The sequence below is a fragment of the Pseudomonas sp. NPDC090755 genome (assembly GCF_044769005.1).
Taxonomy (GTDB): Bacteria; Pseudomonadota; Gammaproteobacteria; order Pseudomonadales; family Pseudomonadaceae; genus Aquipseudomonas.
Genome location: NZ_JBIVXC010000001.1, coordinates 506,026 through 521,983, shown reverse-complemented (window position 1 = coordinate 521,983; position 15,958 = coordinate 506,026). Strand labels below are relative to the sequence as shown.

General features: G+C 63.7%; 19 protein-coding genes and 1 pseudogene. 14 read left to right on the top strand and 6 right to left on the bottom strand.

Translation table 11 applies throughout. The annotated features are described in order from the left end of the window. Positions 1-50: 50 nt before the first annotated feature. From phaZ to ACIQUS_RS02445, 3 genes are all read left to right on the top strand, one after another. The gene (phaZ, locus tag ACIQUS_RS02455) at positions 51-899 is read left to right on the top strand and encodes a poly(3-hydroxyalkanoate) depolymerase (protein ID WP_403042410.1); all 849 of its coding nucleotides are present in this window, start codon (positions 51-53) and stop codon (positions 897-899) included. Between the two features lie 106 nt (positions 900-1,005). After that, positions 1,006-2,688, top strand: coding sequence for a class II poly(R)-hydroxyalkanoic acid synthase (phaC, locus tag ACIQUS_RS02450; protein ID WP_403042408.1), 1,683 nt, complete (start codon positions 1,006-1,008; stop codon positions 2,686-2,688). A gap of 13 nt (positions 2,689-2,701) precedes the next feature. Further along, the gene (locus ACIQUS_RS02445; RefSeq protein ID WP_403042406.1) at positions 2,702-3,316 is read left to right on the top strand and encodes a TetR/AcrR family transcriptional regulator; all 615 of its coding nucleotides are present in this window, start codon (positions 2,702-2,704) and stop codon (positions 3,314-3,316) included. A 120-nt stretch (positions 3,317-3,436) separates the two neighbouring features. On the opposite strand, the gene ACIQUS_RS02440 is transcribed toward ACIQUS_RS02445, so the two are convergent. The 3 genes from ACIQUS_RS02440 to ACIQUS_RS02430 form a co-directional block, all read right to left on the bottom strand. Next, on the bottom strand, positions 3,437-4,189 hold the full coding sequence (locus ACIQUS_RS02440; RefSeq protein ID WP_403042403.1) for a phasin family protein: 753 nt from the start codon (positions 4,187-4,189) through the stop codon (positions 3,437-3,439). A gap of 10 nt (positions 4,190-4,199) precedes the next feature. Next, complete coding sequence (locus ACIQUS_RS02435; protein ID WP_403042400.1) at positions 4,200-4,619, bottom strand: phasin family protein; 420 nt, start codon at positions 4,617-4,619, stop codon at positions 4,200-4,202. 196 nt (positions 4,620-4,815) lie between these two features. After that, complete coding sequence (locus ACIQUS_RS02430; RefSeq protein WP_403042398.1) at positions 4,816-5,091, bottom strand: polyhydroxyalkanoic acid system family protein; 276 nt, start codon at positions 5,089-5,091, stop codon at positions 4,816-4,818. 124 nt (positions 5,092-5,215) lie between these two features. Between ACIQUS_RS02430 and ubiE the strand changes: the two genes are divergently transcribed. The 11 genes and pseudogenes from ubiE (at position 5,216) to ACIQUS_RS02375 (ending at position 13,154) form a co-directional block, all read left to right on the top strand. Beyond that, positions 5,216-5,986: a bifunctional demethylmenaquinone methyltransferase/2-methoxy-6-polyprenyl-1,4-benzoquinol methylase UbiE gene (ubiE, locus tag ACIQUS_RS02425; protein ID WP_403042395.1), complete on the top strand. Its 771-nt coding sequence runs from the start codon at positions 5,216-5,218 to the stop codon at positions 5,984-5,986. Continuing rightward, a complete protein-coding gene (locus tag ACIQUS_RS02420; protein ID WP_403042392.1) occupies positions 5,986-6,609 on the top strand; it encodes an SCP2 domain-containing protein in 624 nt (207 codons plus the stop codon). The genes ubiE and ACIQUS_RS02420 overlap by 1 nt, the downstream gene beginning before the upstream one ends. After that, complete coding sequence (gene ubiB, locus ACIQUS_RS02415) at positions 6,606-8,213, top strand: ubiquinone biosynthesis regulatory protein kinase UbiB (protein ID WP_403042389.1); 1,608 nt, start codon at positions 6,606-6,608, stop codon at positions 8,211-8,213. Before ACIQUS_RS02420 ends, ubiB begins: the two co-directional genes overlap by 4 nt. A gap of 74 nt (positions 8,214-8,287) precedes the next feature. After that, positions 8,288-8,680: a phosphoribosyl-AMP cyclohydrolase gene (gene hisI / locus ACIQUS_RS02410; protein ID WP_403042387.1), complete on the top strand. Its 393-nt coding sequence runs from the start codon at positions 8,288-8,290 to the stop codon at positions 8,678-8,680. A gap of 1 nt (position 8,681) precedes the next feature. Further along, entirely contained in the window at positions 8,682-9,017 is a 336-nt protein-coding gene (locus tag ACIQUS_RS02405) for a phosphoribosyl-ATP diphosphatase (RefSeq protein WP_403042385.1), read from the top strand. A gap of 26 nt (positions 9,018-9,043) precedes the next feature. Then, on the top strand, positions 9,044-9,313 hold the full coding sequence (locus ACIQUS_RS02400) for a twin-arginine translocase TatA/TatE family subunit (protein ID WP_285864627.1): 270 nt from the start codon (positions 9,044-9,046) through the stop codon (positions 9,311-9,313). 3 nt (positions 9,314-9,316) lie between these two features. Continuing rightward, positions 9,317-9,667, top strand: coding sequence for a Sec-independent protein translocase protein TatB (gene tatB / locus ACIQUS_RS02395; RefSeq protein WP_403042381.1), 351 nt, complete (start codon positions 9,317-9,319; stop codon positions 9,665-9,667). Continuing rightward, a complete protein-coding gene (tatC, locus tag ACIQUS_RS02390; RefSeq protein WP_403042378.1) occupies positions 9,664-10,455 on the top strand; it encodes a twin-arginine translocase subunit TatC in 792 nt (263 codons plus the stop codon). The genes tatB and tatC overlap by 4 nt, the downstream gene beginning before the upstream one ends. Then, complete coding sequence (locus ACIQUS_RS02385; protein WP_403042375.1) at positions 10,452-11,159, top strand: 16S rRNA (uracil(1498)-N(3))-methyltransferase; 708 nt, start codon at positions 10,452-10,454, stop codon at positions 11,157-11,159. The genes tatC and ACIQUS_RS02385 overlap by 4 nt, the downstream gene beginning before the upstream one ends. A 24-nt stretch (positions 11,160-11,183) precedes the next feature. Next, a pseudogene (locus ACIQUS_RS02380) lies at positions 11,184-12,296 on the top strand (methyl-accepting chemotaxis protein); the annotation flags it as partial. Next, positions 12,282-13,154: a methyl-accepting chemotaxis protein gene (locus tag ACIQUS_RS02375; RefSeq protein ID WP_403043041.1), complete on the top strand. Its 873-nt coding sequence runs from the start codon at positions 12,282-12,284 to the stop codon at positions 13,152-13,154. The pseudogene ACIQUS_RS02380 and the gene ACIQUS_RS02375, both read left to right, overlap by 15 nt. Positions 13,155-13,219: 65 nt before the next feature. On the opposite strand, the gene ACIQUS_RS02370 is transcribed toward ACIQUS_RS02375, so the two are convergent. From ACIQUS_RS02370 to ACIQUS_RS02360, 3 genes are all read right to left on the bottom strand, one after another. After that, on the bottom strand, positions 13,220-13,954 hold the full coding sequence (locus ACIQUS_RS02370; RefSeq protein ID WP_403043038.1) for an amino acid ABC transporter ATP-binding protein: 735 nt from the start codon (positions 13,952-13,954) through the stop codon (positions 13,220-13,222). Beyond that, positions 13,947-14,909 carry an amino acid ABC transporter permease gene (locus ACIQUS_RS02365; protein ID WP_403042373.1) on the bottom strand — a complete coding sequence of 321 codons (963 nt, stop codon included), beginning with the start codon at positions 14,907-14,909 and terminating at the stop codon, positions 13,947-13,949. Before ACIQUS_RS02365 ends, ACIQUS_RS02370 begins: the two co-directional genes overlap by 8 nt. Before the next feature lie 77 nt (positions 14,910-14,986). After that, positions 14,987-15,787 carry a transporter substrate-binding domain-containing protein gene (locus ACIQUS_RS02360; RefSeq protein WP_403043036.1) on the bottom strand — a complete coding sequence of 267 codons (801 nt, stop codon included), beginning with the start codon at positions 15,785-15,787 and terminating at the stop codon, positions 14,987-14,989. Positions 15,788-15,958: the final 171 nt, after the last annotated feature.

The window sequence follows — 15,958 nt, the reverse complement described above, 5'->3', positions numbered from 1 at the left end:
CCGTGGCTGCTGCCAGGCCACGGCAATTCAATCACCACAGGGCTTCGCGCATGCCGCAACCGTATCTGTTCAGAACTGTCGACCTGGATGGCCAGAGCATCCGTACCGCGGTTCGCCCCGGCAAGCCGCACTTGACGCCCTTGCTGATCTTCAACGGCATCGGCGCCAACCTGGAGCTGGTGTTCCCGTTCATCCAGGCCCTGGACCCGGACCTGGAGGTGATCGCCTTCGATGTGCCCGGTGTCGGCGGCTCCTCCACGCCCCGGCACCCCTACCGTTTTCCCGGGCTGGCCAAGCTCACCGCACGCATGCTCGATTACCTGGACTATGGCCAGGTCAATGCCATCGGCGTGTCCTGGGGCGGCGCATTGGCCCAGCAGTTCGCCCATGACTACCCCGAGCGCTGCAAGAAACTGGTGCTGGCCGCCACGGCCGCCGGCACTGTCATGGTGCCGGGCAAGCCCAAGGTGCTGATGCTGATGGCCAGCCCCCGGCGTTACATCCAACCGTCCCATGTCATTCGCATTGCCCCGCAGATCTATGGCGGGGCCTTTCGCCGCGACCCCGACCTTGCCACCGCCCACGCCGCCAAGGTGCGCTCCTCGGGCAAACTTGGCTATTACTGGCAGCTGTTCGCCGGTTTTGGCTGGACCAGCATCCACTGGCTGCACAAGATCCAGCAGCCGACCCTGGTGCTGGCCGGCGACGATGACCCGCTGATTCCGCTGATCAATATGCGCCTGCTGGCCTGGCGTATTCCCAATGCCCAGCTACACATAATCGACGACGGTCATTTGTTCCTGATCACCCGGGCCGAAGCCGTTGCTCCAATCATCATGAAGTTTCTCCAGCAAGAGCGCCAACGCGCCGTCATGCACCCTCGGCCCGCCCCCAGCTGATGCGAACGCCCAGGCAGGACGCCAGGCGGCCTGGTGTATGGCATGAGGTTGGTGTCGCTTTTGCATTGATCTGTTTGTTGATGGCCTGACGAGGGAGTGTTGCCTGATGAAAGACAAGCCCGGGAAGGGATCGGCTCCGGTCCCCGCCAGCTATATGAATGTGCGCAGTGCGATCACCGGCCTGCGTGGTCGCGACCTGATCTCGACCCTGCGCAATGTCAGCCGCCATGGCCTGCGCCATCCGCTGCATACGGCAAAGCACATGCTCGCCCTGGGCAATCAGCTGGGCCGCGTGCTGCTCGGTGACACCCCGCACCAGCCACACCCGCGCGACAATCGCTTCAACGACCCGGCCTGGAGCCATAACCCCTTCTACAGCCGCGGACTGCAGGCCTACCTGGCCTGGCAGAAGCAGACCTGCCAGTGGATCGACGAGAGCCAGCTGGACACCGACGACCGCGCTCGCGCGCACTTTCTCTTCACCCTGCTCAACGATGCGATGTCGCCGAGCAACTCTCTGCTCAACCCGGCAGCGGTCAAGGAGCTGTTCAACACCGGCGGGCTGAGTCTGGTGCGCGGCCTCAATCACTTGCTCGACGACCTGCGCCACAACGATGGCCTGCCACGCCAGGTCAATCCGCAGGCGTTCGAGGTCGGCAGGAACCTGGCCACTACCGCCGGCGCAGTGGTGTTTCGCAACGAGCTGCTGGAGCTGATCCAGTACAAGCCGATGAGCGAAACACAGTACGCCCGCCCCATGCTGGTGGTGCCGCCGCAGATCAACAAGTTCTACATCTTCGACTTGAGCCCGGCCAACAGCTTCGTCCAGTACATGCTCAAGAACGGCCTGCAGACCTTCATGGTCAGCTGGCGCAACCCCGACCCACGACACCGCGAATGGGGCCTGTCGAGCTATGTCGAGGCGCTGGAAGAGGCGATGAACGTCTGTCGCGCGATCACCGGCAGCCGCGACGTCAACCTCATGGGTGCCTGCGCCGGCGGCCTGACCATGGCCGCCCTGCAGGGTCACCTGCAGGCCAAGCGGCAATTGCGGCGGGTCAACAGCGCCACCTACCTGGTCAGCCTGCTCGACAGTGAAATCGACAGCCCGGCCAGCCTGTTCGCCGACGAGCAGACCCTGGAAGCCGCCAAGCGCCGCTCCTACCAGCAAGGCGTGCTCGATGGCCGCGAGATTGCCAGGGTCTTCGCCTGGATGCGCCCCAACGACCTGATCTGGAACTACTTCGTCAACAACTACCTGCTGGGCAAGGCGCCGCCGGCCTTCGACATCCTCTACTGGAACAACGACAACACCCGCCTGCCGGCCGCCCTGCACGGCGACCTGCTGGATTTCTTCAAGCACAACCCGCTGACCCATGCCGCAGGCCTCGAGGTATGCGGCACGCCGATCGACCTGCAGAAGGTCACCGTCGACAGCTTCAGCGTGGCCGGCAACAACGACCACATCACCCCTTGGGATGCGGTGTACCGCTCGACCTTGCTGCTGGGCGGCAACAAACGCTTCATCCTCGCCAACAGCGGCCATGTGCAGAGCATCCTCAATCCACCCGGCAACCCCAAGGCTCATTTCCTGGACAACCCGCGCCTGAGTAGTGACCCGCGCGCCTGGTTCTACGACGCCAAACAGATCGATGGCAGCTGGTGGCCGCAGTGGCTGGAGTGGATTCAGGCGCGCGCCGGCGTGCAACGCGAAACCCTGATGGCCCTGGGCAACCAGGACTACCCTCCCATGGACCCCGCACCCGGCACCTACGTGCAGGCGCGTTGAACAAGTAGAACGGATGAAAACCCGCGACCGTATCCTCGAGTGTGCCCTGCAGCTGTTCAACCAGCAGGGTGAACCCAATGTCTCGACCCTGGAGATCGCCAATGAAATGGGGATCAGCCCGGGCAACCTGTACTATCACTTCCACGGCAAGGAGCCGCTGGTACTGGGCTTGTTCGAACGCTTCGAGGAAGAACTGACACCGCTGCTCGACCCACCCCTCGAGGTCCGCCTGGAAGCCGAGGACTACTGGCTGTTCCTGCACCTGATCGTCGAACGCATGGCCCAGTACCGCTTCCTGTTCCAGGACCTGTCGAACCTGACCGGGCGCCTGCCCAAGCTGGCCCGTGGCATGCGCACCCTGCTCAATGCCCTCAAGCGCACCCTCGCCGCCCTGCTTGCCAGCCTCAAGGCCCAGGGCCAGGTCATCAGCGATACCCGGGCGCTGGGGCAACTGGTGGAGCAGATCACCCTGACCTTGCTGTTCTCCCTCGATTACCAGCGGGTGCTGGCCCGTGAAGGCGAGGTCGGCGTGGTGGTGTACCAGGTGATGATGCTGGTGGCGCCACACCTGGAAAACGGATCCCGGCATGCAGCCGAGCAGTTGGCCTTGCGCTACCTGGAAGGCTGAAAAACATCGCGGGGCAAGCCCGCTCCTACAAGGCCCGGTAGGAGCGGGCTTGCCCCGCGATAAGGCCTCAATGAAAACGCCCGGCACAAAGGCCGGGCGTTGACTGACAACCGCCTGGAATCAGGACGGATTCAGCGGGCTCACCGAAGCCGACGCCACCGGTGCGGTCGGTGCTGCCGGTGCCGGAGTGGCCACTGGCGCTACGCTTGGCGCAGGTGCGGCGCTGGCAGCGGGTGCTGCCGGTTTGGTCGCTGCCGGCTTGGCCGGAGCCTTCTTCACCGCCGGCTTTTTCGCCGCGGCAGGCTTGGCTGCTGCGGTTTTGGCTACAGGTTTGGCCGCCGCTGGCTTGGCTGCTGCCGGTTTGGCCGCTGTCGTTTTCGCCGCAGGCTTGGCCGCCGCTTTCGGTGCCGCTTTGGCCAGTGGCTTGGCCGCAGCCTTGCTCGCTGCCGGCTTGCTGGAGACCGACTTGACCGAAGCACCGGTCAGTTTCTCGATCTGCTTGGTCAGGGTGTCGACCTGCTGGTGCAGGGCCTTGACTTCATTGCGGCTCGGCACGCCCAGACGCGAGATGGCGCTGTTCAGGCGCTTGTCGAAAGCCTCTTCGAGTTCGCTCCATTTGCCCAGTGCGCGGTCTTTCACGTCACCGACACGAGAGGTAGCCGACTTGGCCGATGCCTTGGCCGAGTCAACAGAGCTCTTGGCTTGCTTTTCAGCTTTCTCACCATCCTTGACCAGGGAGTCGAACAGCTTGCTGCCGTCCTGGTCGATCTTGGAGTAGATACCCAATCCAGCCAGCCAGATCTTGCGGGAATATTTTTCGATCCCCCCGACCCAGGAGCTGCCTTCTTTCTCACTGTTCTTCTTGCCAGCCATCCCGCTCTCCTTATTGTTTACGCGCGACACTTTCGAGCAATTCAGTCAGCTCATCGAGCTTGACCGACAGTGCCTCCACGTCATGTTTAGACGGAATGCCGATGCGATTCAAGGCGCTGGCGACCCGCGTGTCGAAAGCCTTTTCGATTTTGTCGAGTTGAACTTCGACCTTGCCCTTGACGCTGGTGATCTCGCCCTTGACCGAATCGATCTGGTTGTTGGCTGCGTCGAGTTCATGGTCGATGCGCTTCTTGCCGCGCTTTTCCACCGCCTCGCCAGCCTTGACCAGCTCCTTCAGGTAATCGGCGCCTTCCTGGCCGACCCGCGCATACGCGCCCAGGCCCGCCAGCCAGATCTTGCGCGCGTAGCCGCGCACTTCACCCAGGGAGTTCTGGGCGTCGTCTTTTTTCTTCAATGTCACTTTAGCCATGCTCGATACCTCACACTCGAAAGGATAGGGAGGAACTGCCCATGGTTGTTGGGCTTGAGCATAAGGTAGGGAGAAAAATTAGAATCCTCACCCTAAGGCGGGAAATAGCAGCAAACCCATCGCCGGCTATGCCGGCTCCCACAGGGTGGTAATGGCTGTGGGAGCCGGCATAGCCGGCGATGGCCGCGACGCGGACTCAGGCCAGCGCTTTATCCAGCGCCCGCTCGATCTCGCTCTTGATCGTCGCGCTCATCATCGACAGCATCATGCCCAGCTTGAGCTCGACCCGGATGGTGTCGTCACCGATCTGCACGCTGCCATTGGCGCCGCTGCGCTTGACCTCGACCCGGTCGCCGACCCAACGGGCGCTCAGATCGTACTCGCGGGCCAGCTTGTCGACCAATGCCTGGGCCTTTTCCCGCGCAGCTTCGCGGCCAAGGCTGTGTTTGCGTTCAACGCTGATCTGGGTCATTCATTCAATCCTGGATTCAGAGGCATACTTCTATTATGCCCGCACCCCACCTGCGACACACCCCGCCAAGACAAATCCGGTCGTACGCCCTAGAATGGCCGGTAATTTTTTTCGGTGAAGCGATATGAACGATCAGCGCAAAGGCGACCACGCCGAACCCACCACCCATTTCGGCTACCAGAACGTACCGGAAAGCCAGAAGGCCGAGAAAGTGGCCGAGGTGTTCCACTCGGTGGCCGCCAAGTACGACCTGATGAACGATGTGCTCTCCGGTGGCATGCACCGCCTGTGGAAGCGCTTCACCATCGAGCTCTCCGGTGTGCGCAGCGGCAACCGGGTGCTGGATATCGCCGGTGGTACCGGTGACCTGGCAGCCAAGTTCTCGCAACTGGTTGGCCCCACCGGCCAGGTGGTGCTGGCCGACATCAACGCGTCGATGCTCAAGGTCGGTCGCGACCGCCTGCTCGACCGTGGCGTGGCCGGCAACATCGAGTTCGTCCAGGCCGACGCGGAAAAGCTGCCGTTCCCGGACAACCACTTCGACTGCGTGACCATCGCCTTCGGCCTGCGCAACGTCACCCACAAGGAAGACGCCATCCGCTCGATGCTGCGGGTGCTCAAGCCGGGCGGCCGCCTGCTGGTGCTGGAGTTCTCCAAGCCGACCAACAAGCTGATGTCCAAGGTCTACGACGCCTACTCGTTCGCCTTCATGCCCCTGGCCGGCAAGCTGATCACCAACGACTCGGAAAGCTACCGTTACCTGGCCGAGTCGATCCGCATGCACCCTGACCAGGAAACCCTCAAGGCAATGATGGTCGAGGCCGGTTTCGACCGCGTCACCTACCACAACATGACCAGCGGCATCGTCGCCCTGCACCGGGGTATCAAGCCCTGATGCTCCTGGCCGGCCTTCTCGCCAGCGTCGAACACGGCCTGAACCGTGTCCTGCGCCTGGACAGCACGGCGCTGCCGCGCCTGGGTGCGCTCAATGGCAAGGTGATTGCCATCGACTGCCGCCAGCCGGCGTTGCAACTGTTCATCCTGCCCGGTGACGATGGCCTGATGCTCGCCGCCCATTGGGCCGTGGAGGCCGACTGCACCCTGCGTGCCCCGGCCAGCAGCCTGGTGCGCCTGGCCCTGAGCCAGGACAAACCCGCCGTACTGCACAGCCCGCAGGTGGAGCTTGAAGGCGACAGCGCGGTGCTGCTGGACCTGGTCGCGGTACTCCAGGACCTGGAGCTGGACTGGGAGTACGAAGTCTCGCGCTGGCTCGGGCCGGTCGCCACGCAATTGCTCAGCGGCCACCTGCGCAGCCGCGCCAGCTGGACCCGCCAGGGCCTGGCCAGCCTCAACCAGAACCTCTCCGAGTACCTGGCCGAAGAAGCCCGCACCCTGGTCGGCGAGCGTGAAGCCGAAGCCCGCTTCAGCGAGCTCGACACGCTCAAAGTCGACATAGAACGCCTCGAGGCGCGCGTCGAGCGCCTCGCCCGATCCCTTGATACCAGCGATAACGCATGAAGCTGCTTGCCGTCCGCCGTCTGTTGCGCATCCAGAGTGTAGTGATCCGCTACCGCCTCGATGACCTGCTGTTCGACCTGCCGCTGCCCTGGTGGCTGATGGCCTTGCGGCACCTGATGCCCTGGCGCTGGCTGCCGCGCAAGCCCCTGGACCTGAGCCGTGGCGCCCGCCTGCGCCAGGCCCTGCAGGACCTGGGACCGATCTTCATCAAGTTCGGCCAGTTGCTGTCGACCCGCCGCGACCTGTTGCCCGAAGACATCGCCGACGAACTGATGCTGTTGCAGGACCGGGTGCCGCCGTTCGACCCGCAAAAAGCCGTGGCCCTGATCGAAGAGCAGCTCGGCGCGAAGATCAGCGAAGTGTTCAGCCGCTTCGACGTCGAACCCCTGGCCTCGGCCTCGGTGGCCCAGGTGCACTCGGCCAAGCTCAAGAGCGGCGAAGAGGTGGTGGTCAAGGTGGTGCGTCCAGGCCTCAAGCCGGTCATCGCCCAGGACCTGGCCTGGCTGTTCCTGATCGCCCGTGGCGCCGAGCGGGTGTCGGCCGATGCCCGCCTGCTGCACCCGGTGGAAGTAGTCAGCGATTACGAAAAGACCATCTACGACGAGCTCGACCTGCTGCGCGAGGCGGCCAACGCCAGCCAGCTCAAGCGCAACTTCGAAGGCTCGGAGATGATGTACGTGCCCCAGGTCTACTGGGACTGGTGCCGCCCCAAGGTGCTGGTGATGGAGCGCATCTACGGCATCCAGGTCACCGACCTGGCCACCCTGGCCGACCAGCGCACCGACATGAAAATGCTCGCCGAGCGCGGCGTGGAGATCTTCTTCACCCAGGTTTTTCGTGACAGTTTCTTTCACGCCGACATGCACCCGGGCAACATCTTCGTCAGCACGGTCAAGCCGTGGAGCCCGCAGTACATCGCTATCGACTGCGGCATCGTCGGCAGCCTGACCCCCGAAGACCAGGACTACCTGGCGCGCAACCTGTTCGCCTTCTTCAAGCGTGACTACCGCCGCGTCGCCCAGCTGCACATCGATTCGGGCTGGGTGCCGGCGCACACCAAGCTCAACGAGTTCGAAGCGGCGATCCGTACCGTGTGCGAACCGATCTTCGAAAAACCGCTGAAAGACATCTCCTTCGGCCAGGTGCTGATGCGCCTGTTCCAGACCGCCCGACGCTTCAACATGGAAGTCCAGCCGCAGCTGGTGTTGCTGCAGAAAACCCTGCTCAACATCGAGGGCCTGGGCCGCCAGCTGTACCCGGAGCTGGACCTGTGGAGCACCGCCCAGCCGTTCCTCGAACGCTGGATGCGCGACCGGGTCAGCCCCAAGTCCGTGCTGCAGAACCTGCACAACCAGGTCGAGCAGATCCCGCACCTGGCCGGCATGACCCGCGACCTGCTCGAGCGCATGTCACAGCCGCACCTGGCCGAGCCACCCGCTGCCTGGCAACAGAAGGGCGACGGCTGGGCCTTGCGCCTGCTCGGCGCCGGCCTGCTGGGCGGTGGCGCGACACTCGCCGCCGGTGCCGCCAGCCTCAGCGCCCCGGCCGCCTGGCCCGCCTGGCTGATGCTGGCCGCCGGCCTCTACCTGATTGTGCGTCGATAGCCAGCCGGGCCTGCGGCTGGCACACTAACGCCAGGGTTCGGCAGTGAATCGAACCACGAGTTTTGGAGTCGAAGATGAAAGACTGGCTGGACGAGATCAACTGGAACAGCGACGGCCTGGTACCGGCCATCGCCCAGGATCACAAGACCGGGCGCGTGCTGATGATGGCCTGGATGAACCGCGAGGCCCTGAGCCTGACCGCCACCGAGCAGCGCGCCATCTACTGGTCGCGTTCCCGTGGCAAACTGTGGCGCAAGGGCGAAGAATCCGGCCATGTGCAGAAGCTGCACGAAATGCGCCTGGACTGCGACGCCGACGTGATCATCCTGATGGTCGAGCAACTGGGGCATATCGCCTGCCATACCGGTCGCGAAAGCTGCTTCTACCGCGTGTATGAAAACGCCGAGTGGAAAACTGTCGACCCGGTCCTCAAGGATCCCCATGCCATCTACAGCGCAGGACACTGACATGAGCGACACCCTGACCCGCCTGGCCGAAGTGCTCGAATCACGCAAAGGCGCCGAGCCCGACAGTTCCTACGTGGCCAGCCTGTACCACAAGGGCTTGAACAAGATCCTGGAAAAGCTCGGCGAAGAGTCGATCGAAACCATCATCGCTGCCAAGGATGCCGCCCACAGCGCAGATTACAGCGATGTCATCTACGAGACCGCCGATCTGTGGTTCCATAGTCTGGTGATGCTCGCCGCACTGGGCCAGCACCCGCAGGCGGTACTGGATGAACTGGACCGCCGTTTCGGCCTGTCCGGGCACGCCGAGAAAGCCGCGCGCCAGCCATCGGCCTAAACAGAACTATTTCGAGGGATTGCACCATGGGTATTTTTGACTGGAAACACTGGGTTGTCCTGCTGGTCGTGGTGGTACTGGTGTTCGGCACCAAGAAACTGAAGAACTTCGGCAGCGACCTGGGCGAGTCGATCAAGGGCTTTCGCAAGGCCATGAACGAGGAAGAGTCCAAGCCCGCCGAGCCGACCCCGCCGCCGGTACAGCCTGTGCAGCCCCAGGCCACTTCGCCGCTGAACCAGCCGCAGACCATCGACGGCCAGGCGCACAAGGTCGAAGAGCCCATCAGGAAAGATTGATCAATGTTCGGGATCAGCTTCAGCGAACTGTTGCTCGTGGCCCTGGTGGCCCTGCTGGTGCTCGGCCCCGAGCGCTTGCCGGGTGCCGCGCGTACCGCCGGCCTGTGGATCGGCCGCCTCAAGCGCAGCTTCAATGCGATCAAGCACGAAGTGGAGCGCGAGATCGGCGCCGACGAAATCCGTCGCCAACTGCACAATGAGCACATCCTCTCCATGGAGCAGGAAGCGCGCAAGATCCTCAACCCCACCAGCGTGACGCCCGAACCGCCTGCCGCGCCCGTCGCCGGCAGCGAGCCGACGCCACCGGTCGCCAGCCCGACCGCCGAACAGACCCAGCCGCCGCGAGCCCCATGAGCGATATTCCGGAAAACGACCAGCCGATGCCGCTGGTTTCGCACCTCACCGAGCTGCGTACACGCCTGCTGCGCTGCGTCGCGGCCATCTTCCTGATCTTCGCCGGGTTGTTCTCCTTCGCGCAGCAGATCTACACCCTGGTCTCGGCGCCGTTGCGCGCCCACTTGCCGGCCAATGCGACGATGATCGCCACCGACGTGGCCTCGCCGTTCCTGACGCCGTTCAAGCTGACCATGATCGTCTCGCTGTTCCTGGCCATTCCGTTGATCCTCCAGCAGATCTGGGGCTTCATCGCCCCCGGCCTGTATCGCCACGAAAAACGCATCGCCATTCCGCTGCTGGTCTCCAGCATCATCCTGTTCTACGCCGGCATGGCCTTCGCCTATTTCCTGGTGTTCCCGCTGATCTTCGGCTTCTTCGCCAGCGCCACCCCGGAAGGGGTGTCGATGATGACGGACATTTCCAGCTACCTGGACTTCGTCATGACCCTGTTCTTCGCCTTCGGCGTTGCCTTCGAGATCCCGGTAGCCGTGGTGCTGCTGGTGTGGATCGGCGTGGTCGACGTGAAGTACCTGAAGAAGATCCGTCCGTACGTGATCATCGGCTGCTTCGTGGTCGGCATGGTCCTGACCCCACCGGACATCTTCTCCCAGACCCTGCTGGCGGTGCCCATGTGGCTGCTGTTCGAGGTCGGCGTACTGGCCGGCGGGCTGATCCGCAAGCGTAGCGAGCATCACGAAGAAGCCGGCGACGACCACAACGACCAGCCGCCAGCGAACCAACCGTGAACCTGCTGCTCCTTGAAGAAGCCGATTTCATTGCGGCCGATCGCGTAGTGCTGGCTGACCGGCGCTTTACCCACATGCAGGAAATCCACGGGGTCGCCGTAGGCGACACTTTGCGCGTGGGCCGTATCGGCGGCTTGATGGGCGAAGCCCGGGTGCTGCGCCTGGAAGGCCACGAAGCCGAACTGTCGGTCAGCTTCGACCGCCCGCCGCCCGCCAAGCTGCCGCTGACCCTGGTGCTGGCCCTGCCACGGCCGAAGATGCTGCGCCGTGTGTTCCAGACCGTCGCCACCATGGGCGTACCGAAGCTGATTCTGGTCAACAGCTACCGGGTCGAGAAGAGTTTCTGGCAAACCCCGTTCCTCGAGCCTGAAGCAATTCGCGAGCAACTGGTCCTGGGTCTTGAACAGACCCGTGACACTATCCTCCCGGAAGTGATCATCGAAAAGCGCTTCAAGCCCTTCGTCGAAGACCGCCTGCCCGCCATCGCCCAAGGCACCCTCGGCCTGGTCGGCCACCCCGGTCCCTTCCCGCCCTGCCCGCGCGGCCTGGACGAGCCGGTGACCCTGGCCATCGGCCCGGAAGGCGGCTGGATCCCCTACGAGATCGATCTGCTGGGCAAGGCCGGGCTCGCCCCGGTACAGCTGGGCGAACGCATCCTGCGCGTGGAGACGGCGGTCACCGCCCTGCTCGCTCGTCTGTTCTGACTTCAGTTTTGCGGCGCCAGGCCGATGCAGGGGCACGAGAACAAAAATCGCCCCTGCCAATCGCAATGGAGTCCCACCATGTACCGTTGGTTAGCCCTGCACCTGGGCAACGTGAGCGTCAATCGCAAGCTCGGCATCGGCTTCGGCCTGGTCCTGCTGCTGACCCTGAGCATTACCCTGACCGGCTGGCAGGGTATCAGCGGCATCACCAACCGTGGCGATACCCTCGGCGGCATCTCCCAGGTGCTGCAAGCCACCCTCGAACTGCGCGTTGCCCGCCAGGGCTACCAGCTCAGGGGTGACGAAGCCTCGGCGCAGCAGCTCAGCAACGCCCTGGCCAACCTGGAGCGCCAGCTGCAGCAGGTCGACCAACGCATCACCCGCCCCCAGGACCAGCAGCGTGTCGAGCAGCAGAGCCAGGCCGTGCGCCTGTACCGTCAGGCCCTGGACAGTGCCGAAAAGGCCGCCCGCCAGCGTGAGGCCAGCCGCGAAGTGCTTGGCAGCAGCGCCGACCAGGCCGCCTCGCTGATTGCCGAAGTCGAGCAACAGTTGCTCGGTGGCAGCGACCTGAACCTGTTCAACAGTGTCGTGGGCGCCAGCAAGCTGCTGCAGCAGGCGCGCTTCCAGGTGCGGGGCTACACCTACAGCGGCAAGGCTGAGTTCCAGAAGACCGCCCTCGACGCCATCGACCAGGCAACCGCCCAACTGCGGACCCTGGCTGAAGTGCTGCCGGCCAGCTATACCAGCACCTTCCAGCAAGCGGCACGGGCGCTGGAGCATTACCGTGGCGCCGTGGTGGAGTTCGGCAGCGCCCAGGCCGCGACCGAACAAGCGACCCAGCAGATGACCGCCCAAGGCCAGATTCTGATCGACCAGAGCCAGCAATTGACCACGGACCTGACCCAGCTGCGCGACGAGGAGGCAGAACACGCCAGGTTCATGCTCGGCCTGGCCACGGCCCTGGCCCTGCTGTTTGGTGTCCTCGCCGCCTGGGCGATCACCCGCCAGATCATCATCCCCCTGCGCCAGACCCTCAGCGCCGCCGACCGGGTTGCCAGTGGCGACCTGCGTCAGGACCTGCACACCGAGCGGCGCGACGAACTGGGCCAGCTGCAACGCAGCATGCAGCGCATGACCGTCGGCCTGCGCGAGCTGATTGGCGGCATCGGCGATGGCGTGACGCAGATTGCCAGCGCCGCCGAAGAGCTGTCGGCGGTCACTGAACAGACCAGTGCCGGGGTCAACAATCAAAAGGTCGAGACCGACCAGGTGGCCACTGCCATGAACGAGATGGCCGCCACCGTCCAGGAAGTGGCCCGTAACGCCGAAGAAGCCTCGGAAGCGGCGCTGATGGCCGACCAGCAGGCCCGCGAGGGTGACCGGGTGGTGGGCGAAGCCATCGCCCAGATCGAGCGCCTGGCCAGCGGCATGAACCACTCCAGCGAAGCCATGGGCCAACTCAAGAGCGAAAGCGACAAGATCGGCAGCGTGCTCGACGTGATCAAGTCGGTGGCCCAGCAAACCAACCTGCTGGCCCTTAACGCCGCTATCGAAGCGGCCCGTGCCGGTGAGGCCGGGCGTGGGTTCGCCGTGGTTGCCGACGAAGTCCGCAGCCTGGCCCAGCGCACCCAGCATTCGACCGAAGAGATCGAAACCCTGATCGCCGGCCTGCAGAGCGGCACGCAACAGGTCGCCAGCACCCTGGACGCCAGCCGCAGCCTGACCGACAGCAGCGTCGAGCTGACCCGACTTGCCGGCACCTCGCTGAACACCATCACCCGTACCGTGTCGTCGATCCAGGCGATGAACCAGCAGATCGCAGCCGCCGCCGAACAGCAGAGCGCCGTAGCTGAAGAGATCAACCGTAGTGTGATGAATGTGCGGGATGTGTCGGACCAGACCTCGGCGGCCAGCGAAGAAACGGCCGCCTCGAGTGTGGAACTGGCGCGCCTGGGGACGCATTTGCAGACGCTGGTGGGCAGGTTCCAGCTTTAAAAGCATCGCGGGGCAAGCCCGCTCCTACAAGGTTCAGTAGGAGCGGGCTTGCCCCGCGATGAGACCTACAGCACCTGACGCAGGAACGCCTGGGCGCGCAGGTCCTTGGGCGAGGTGAAGAACGCCTCGGGCGGCGAGTCTTCCAGCAGCTTGCCATGATCGAAGAACAGCACCCGGTCCGCCACTTCCCGGGCAAAGCCCATTTCGTGGGTCACGCAGACCATGGTCATGCCTTCCAGGGCCAGGGTCTTCATGACATCCAGCACTTCACCGACCATCTCCGGGTCCAGCGCCGAGGTCGGCTCGTCGAACAGCATCACCTTCGGGTCCATGGCCAGGGCCCGGGCGATAGCCACCCGCTGCTGCTGGCCGCCGGACAACCGCGACGGGTACTCGTTGGCCTTCTGGCCGATGCCGACTTTGTCCAGCAACGCCCGGGCCTTGGCCTCGCGCTCGACCTTGCCGCGCTTGCGCACGACCTTCTGCGCCAGGCACAGGTTCTCCAGCACGGTCATGTGCGGGAACAGGTTGAAGTGCTGGAACACCATGCCGACTTCGCGGCGGTAGGCGTTGATGTCGGTCTTGGGGTCGGACAGTTGCAGGCCGTCGATGGCCACGGTGCCCTCGTCGAAGGACTCCAGGCCGTTGAGGCAGCGCAGGAAGGTCGACTTGCCCGAACCGGACGGCCCGAGCACCACCAGCACCTCGCCCTTGGCGACGTTGGTGCTGACGTGGTCGACCGCACGCACCACCTGGCCGCGGGTATCGAAGACTTTTACCAGGTCACGGACTTCAATCACTTTGCGCAAGCCTCCGCTCAAGCCGGCTGGCCATGTGCGACAGCGGCAGGTTGATCAACAGGTACAGACCGGCGACGCAAAACCAGATCTCGAAAGTCGAGAACGAGGTGGTGATTGCCTCGCGCCCGCTCTTGGTCAGTTCGGTAATGGCGATCACCGAGACCAGCGAGGTGTCCTTGACCAGGCTGATGAACTGCCCGGCCAAAGGTGGCAGCACGCGCTTGAACGCCTGCGGCAAAATCACGTGGCGCATCGACTGGCCGGCGTTCAGGCCCAGGGACCGGGCGGCTTCGCCCTGGCCCTTGGCAATCGACTGCACGCCGGCGCGCACGATCTCGGCCACATAGGCACCGGTGAACAGCGCCAGTGCAGCGACCCCGGCGAACTCGCGGGACAGGTTGAGCACCGTGCCGATGAAGAAGTAGAAAATGAAGATCTGCACCAGCAGCGGCGTACCGCGCACCAGCTCGACATAGACGGTGGACAGGTCGCGCAGGGTCGGGTTGTTCGACAGCCGGCACAGCCCGGCGAACAGGCCGATCACCAGGCCAAGGATACCGGAGGCCACCGAGATCCAGATGGTGGTCCACAGGCCCCAGGCCAGCGGGCCGGCAGCCCAGTGATGGGTCACGCCGATCAGGTCGCCTTCGGCCACGTCATCGCCGCGCGACAACAGCAGGCTGGCCGACTCGACCTCGAACACCTGCTGGCCACCGCTTTCGTCACGCACCGTGACGTTGGCCATGCTGCCTTTGCTGGCGATCGATTCGATGGTGCCATTTTCGCTGGCGCGCTGGGCAACTTCAGCCTGGTAGGCGAAGTATTGTGGCACCCGGTTCCAGCTCCACTCGTAGGAAATCATCGAGGTCGCGTAGTACAGGCTCAGCGCCAGGCCCACCAGGACCAGCGCGGTCAGCCCGTGCCAGGGCCACTGGGCTTTCTTGTGTTTGATCACTTAAGGTACTTCCGTAAAAGCGAACGCGCAGGACCAGCCTGCGCGTCGGGTTTCAAGCCAGGTGTAGGACCCAGGCCTTATTCCATGTCCTTGAGCCAGGCGGTGTCCTTGAACCACTTGTCGTGGATTCGATCGTAGGTACCGTCGTGCTTGATCTGGTGCAGGAAGTTGTTGATGAAGTTCAGGCTATCGTAGTCGCCCTTCTTCAGGCCGAAGGCCAGGGGTTCGAAAGTGAACGGCTTGTCGAGGAACAGCAGCTTGCCGGCGCCGGCCTTGTTCACGGCCACCACGTTGTATGGCGCGTCATAGACGAAGGCATCGGCCTTGCCGTTGACCACGTCCATCACCGCTTCCTGCTCGTTGTCATAGCCGTGGTACTTGGCCTTGCCGATCAGCTTCTTGGCCACCATCTCGCCGGTGGTGCCGAGCTTGGAGGTCAGGCGGTACTTCTCGTTGTTCAAATCCTTGTAGGTCTTGATCTCACCCGCCAACTCCTTGCGGATCAGCAGGGTCTGGCCAACAACAATGAAGGGTTCGCTGAAGTTCAGCTTCAGGTTGCGCTCCTGGGTCAGGGTCATGCCGCTGCTGATGATGTCGAACTTGTCGGTCATCAGGGCCGGGATGATGCCATCGTAGGAAGTGGAGACAATCTCCAGCTTGACGCCCATGGACTTGGCCATGGCCTTGAGGATATCGACTTCGAAGCCGACGATCTCGCCGCGCTTGTTGGTCATCTGAAACGGCATGTAGGTCGGGTCCATGCCCGCACGCAGGGTGCCGCGCTTGACCGCGTCGTCGATGGCACCGGCCGCCTGGGCGGCATTGACCGCGATCAGTGCGGTGACGCCGACCAGCAGCATCGACAGGTATTTCTTCAACATCACCAGATCCCCCAGCAAGAACACTCAAATTTTATTGTTGGCACGAATCGCCCTTCAGGCGGGTGCGAGGTATTCGGGGAGGGATGCTAACGCATGAACGCCACGGTACATATAGGCCGTGATGACTTTGTTACTTATTGATACCAGAAAAAGCATCGCCGGCTATGC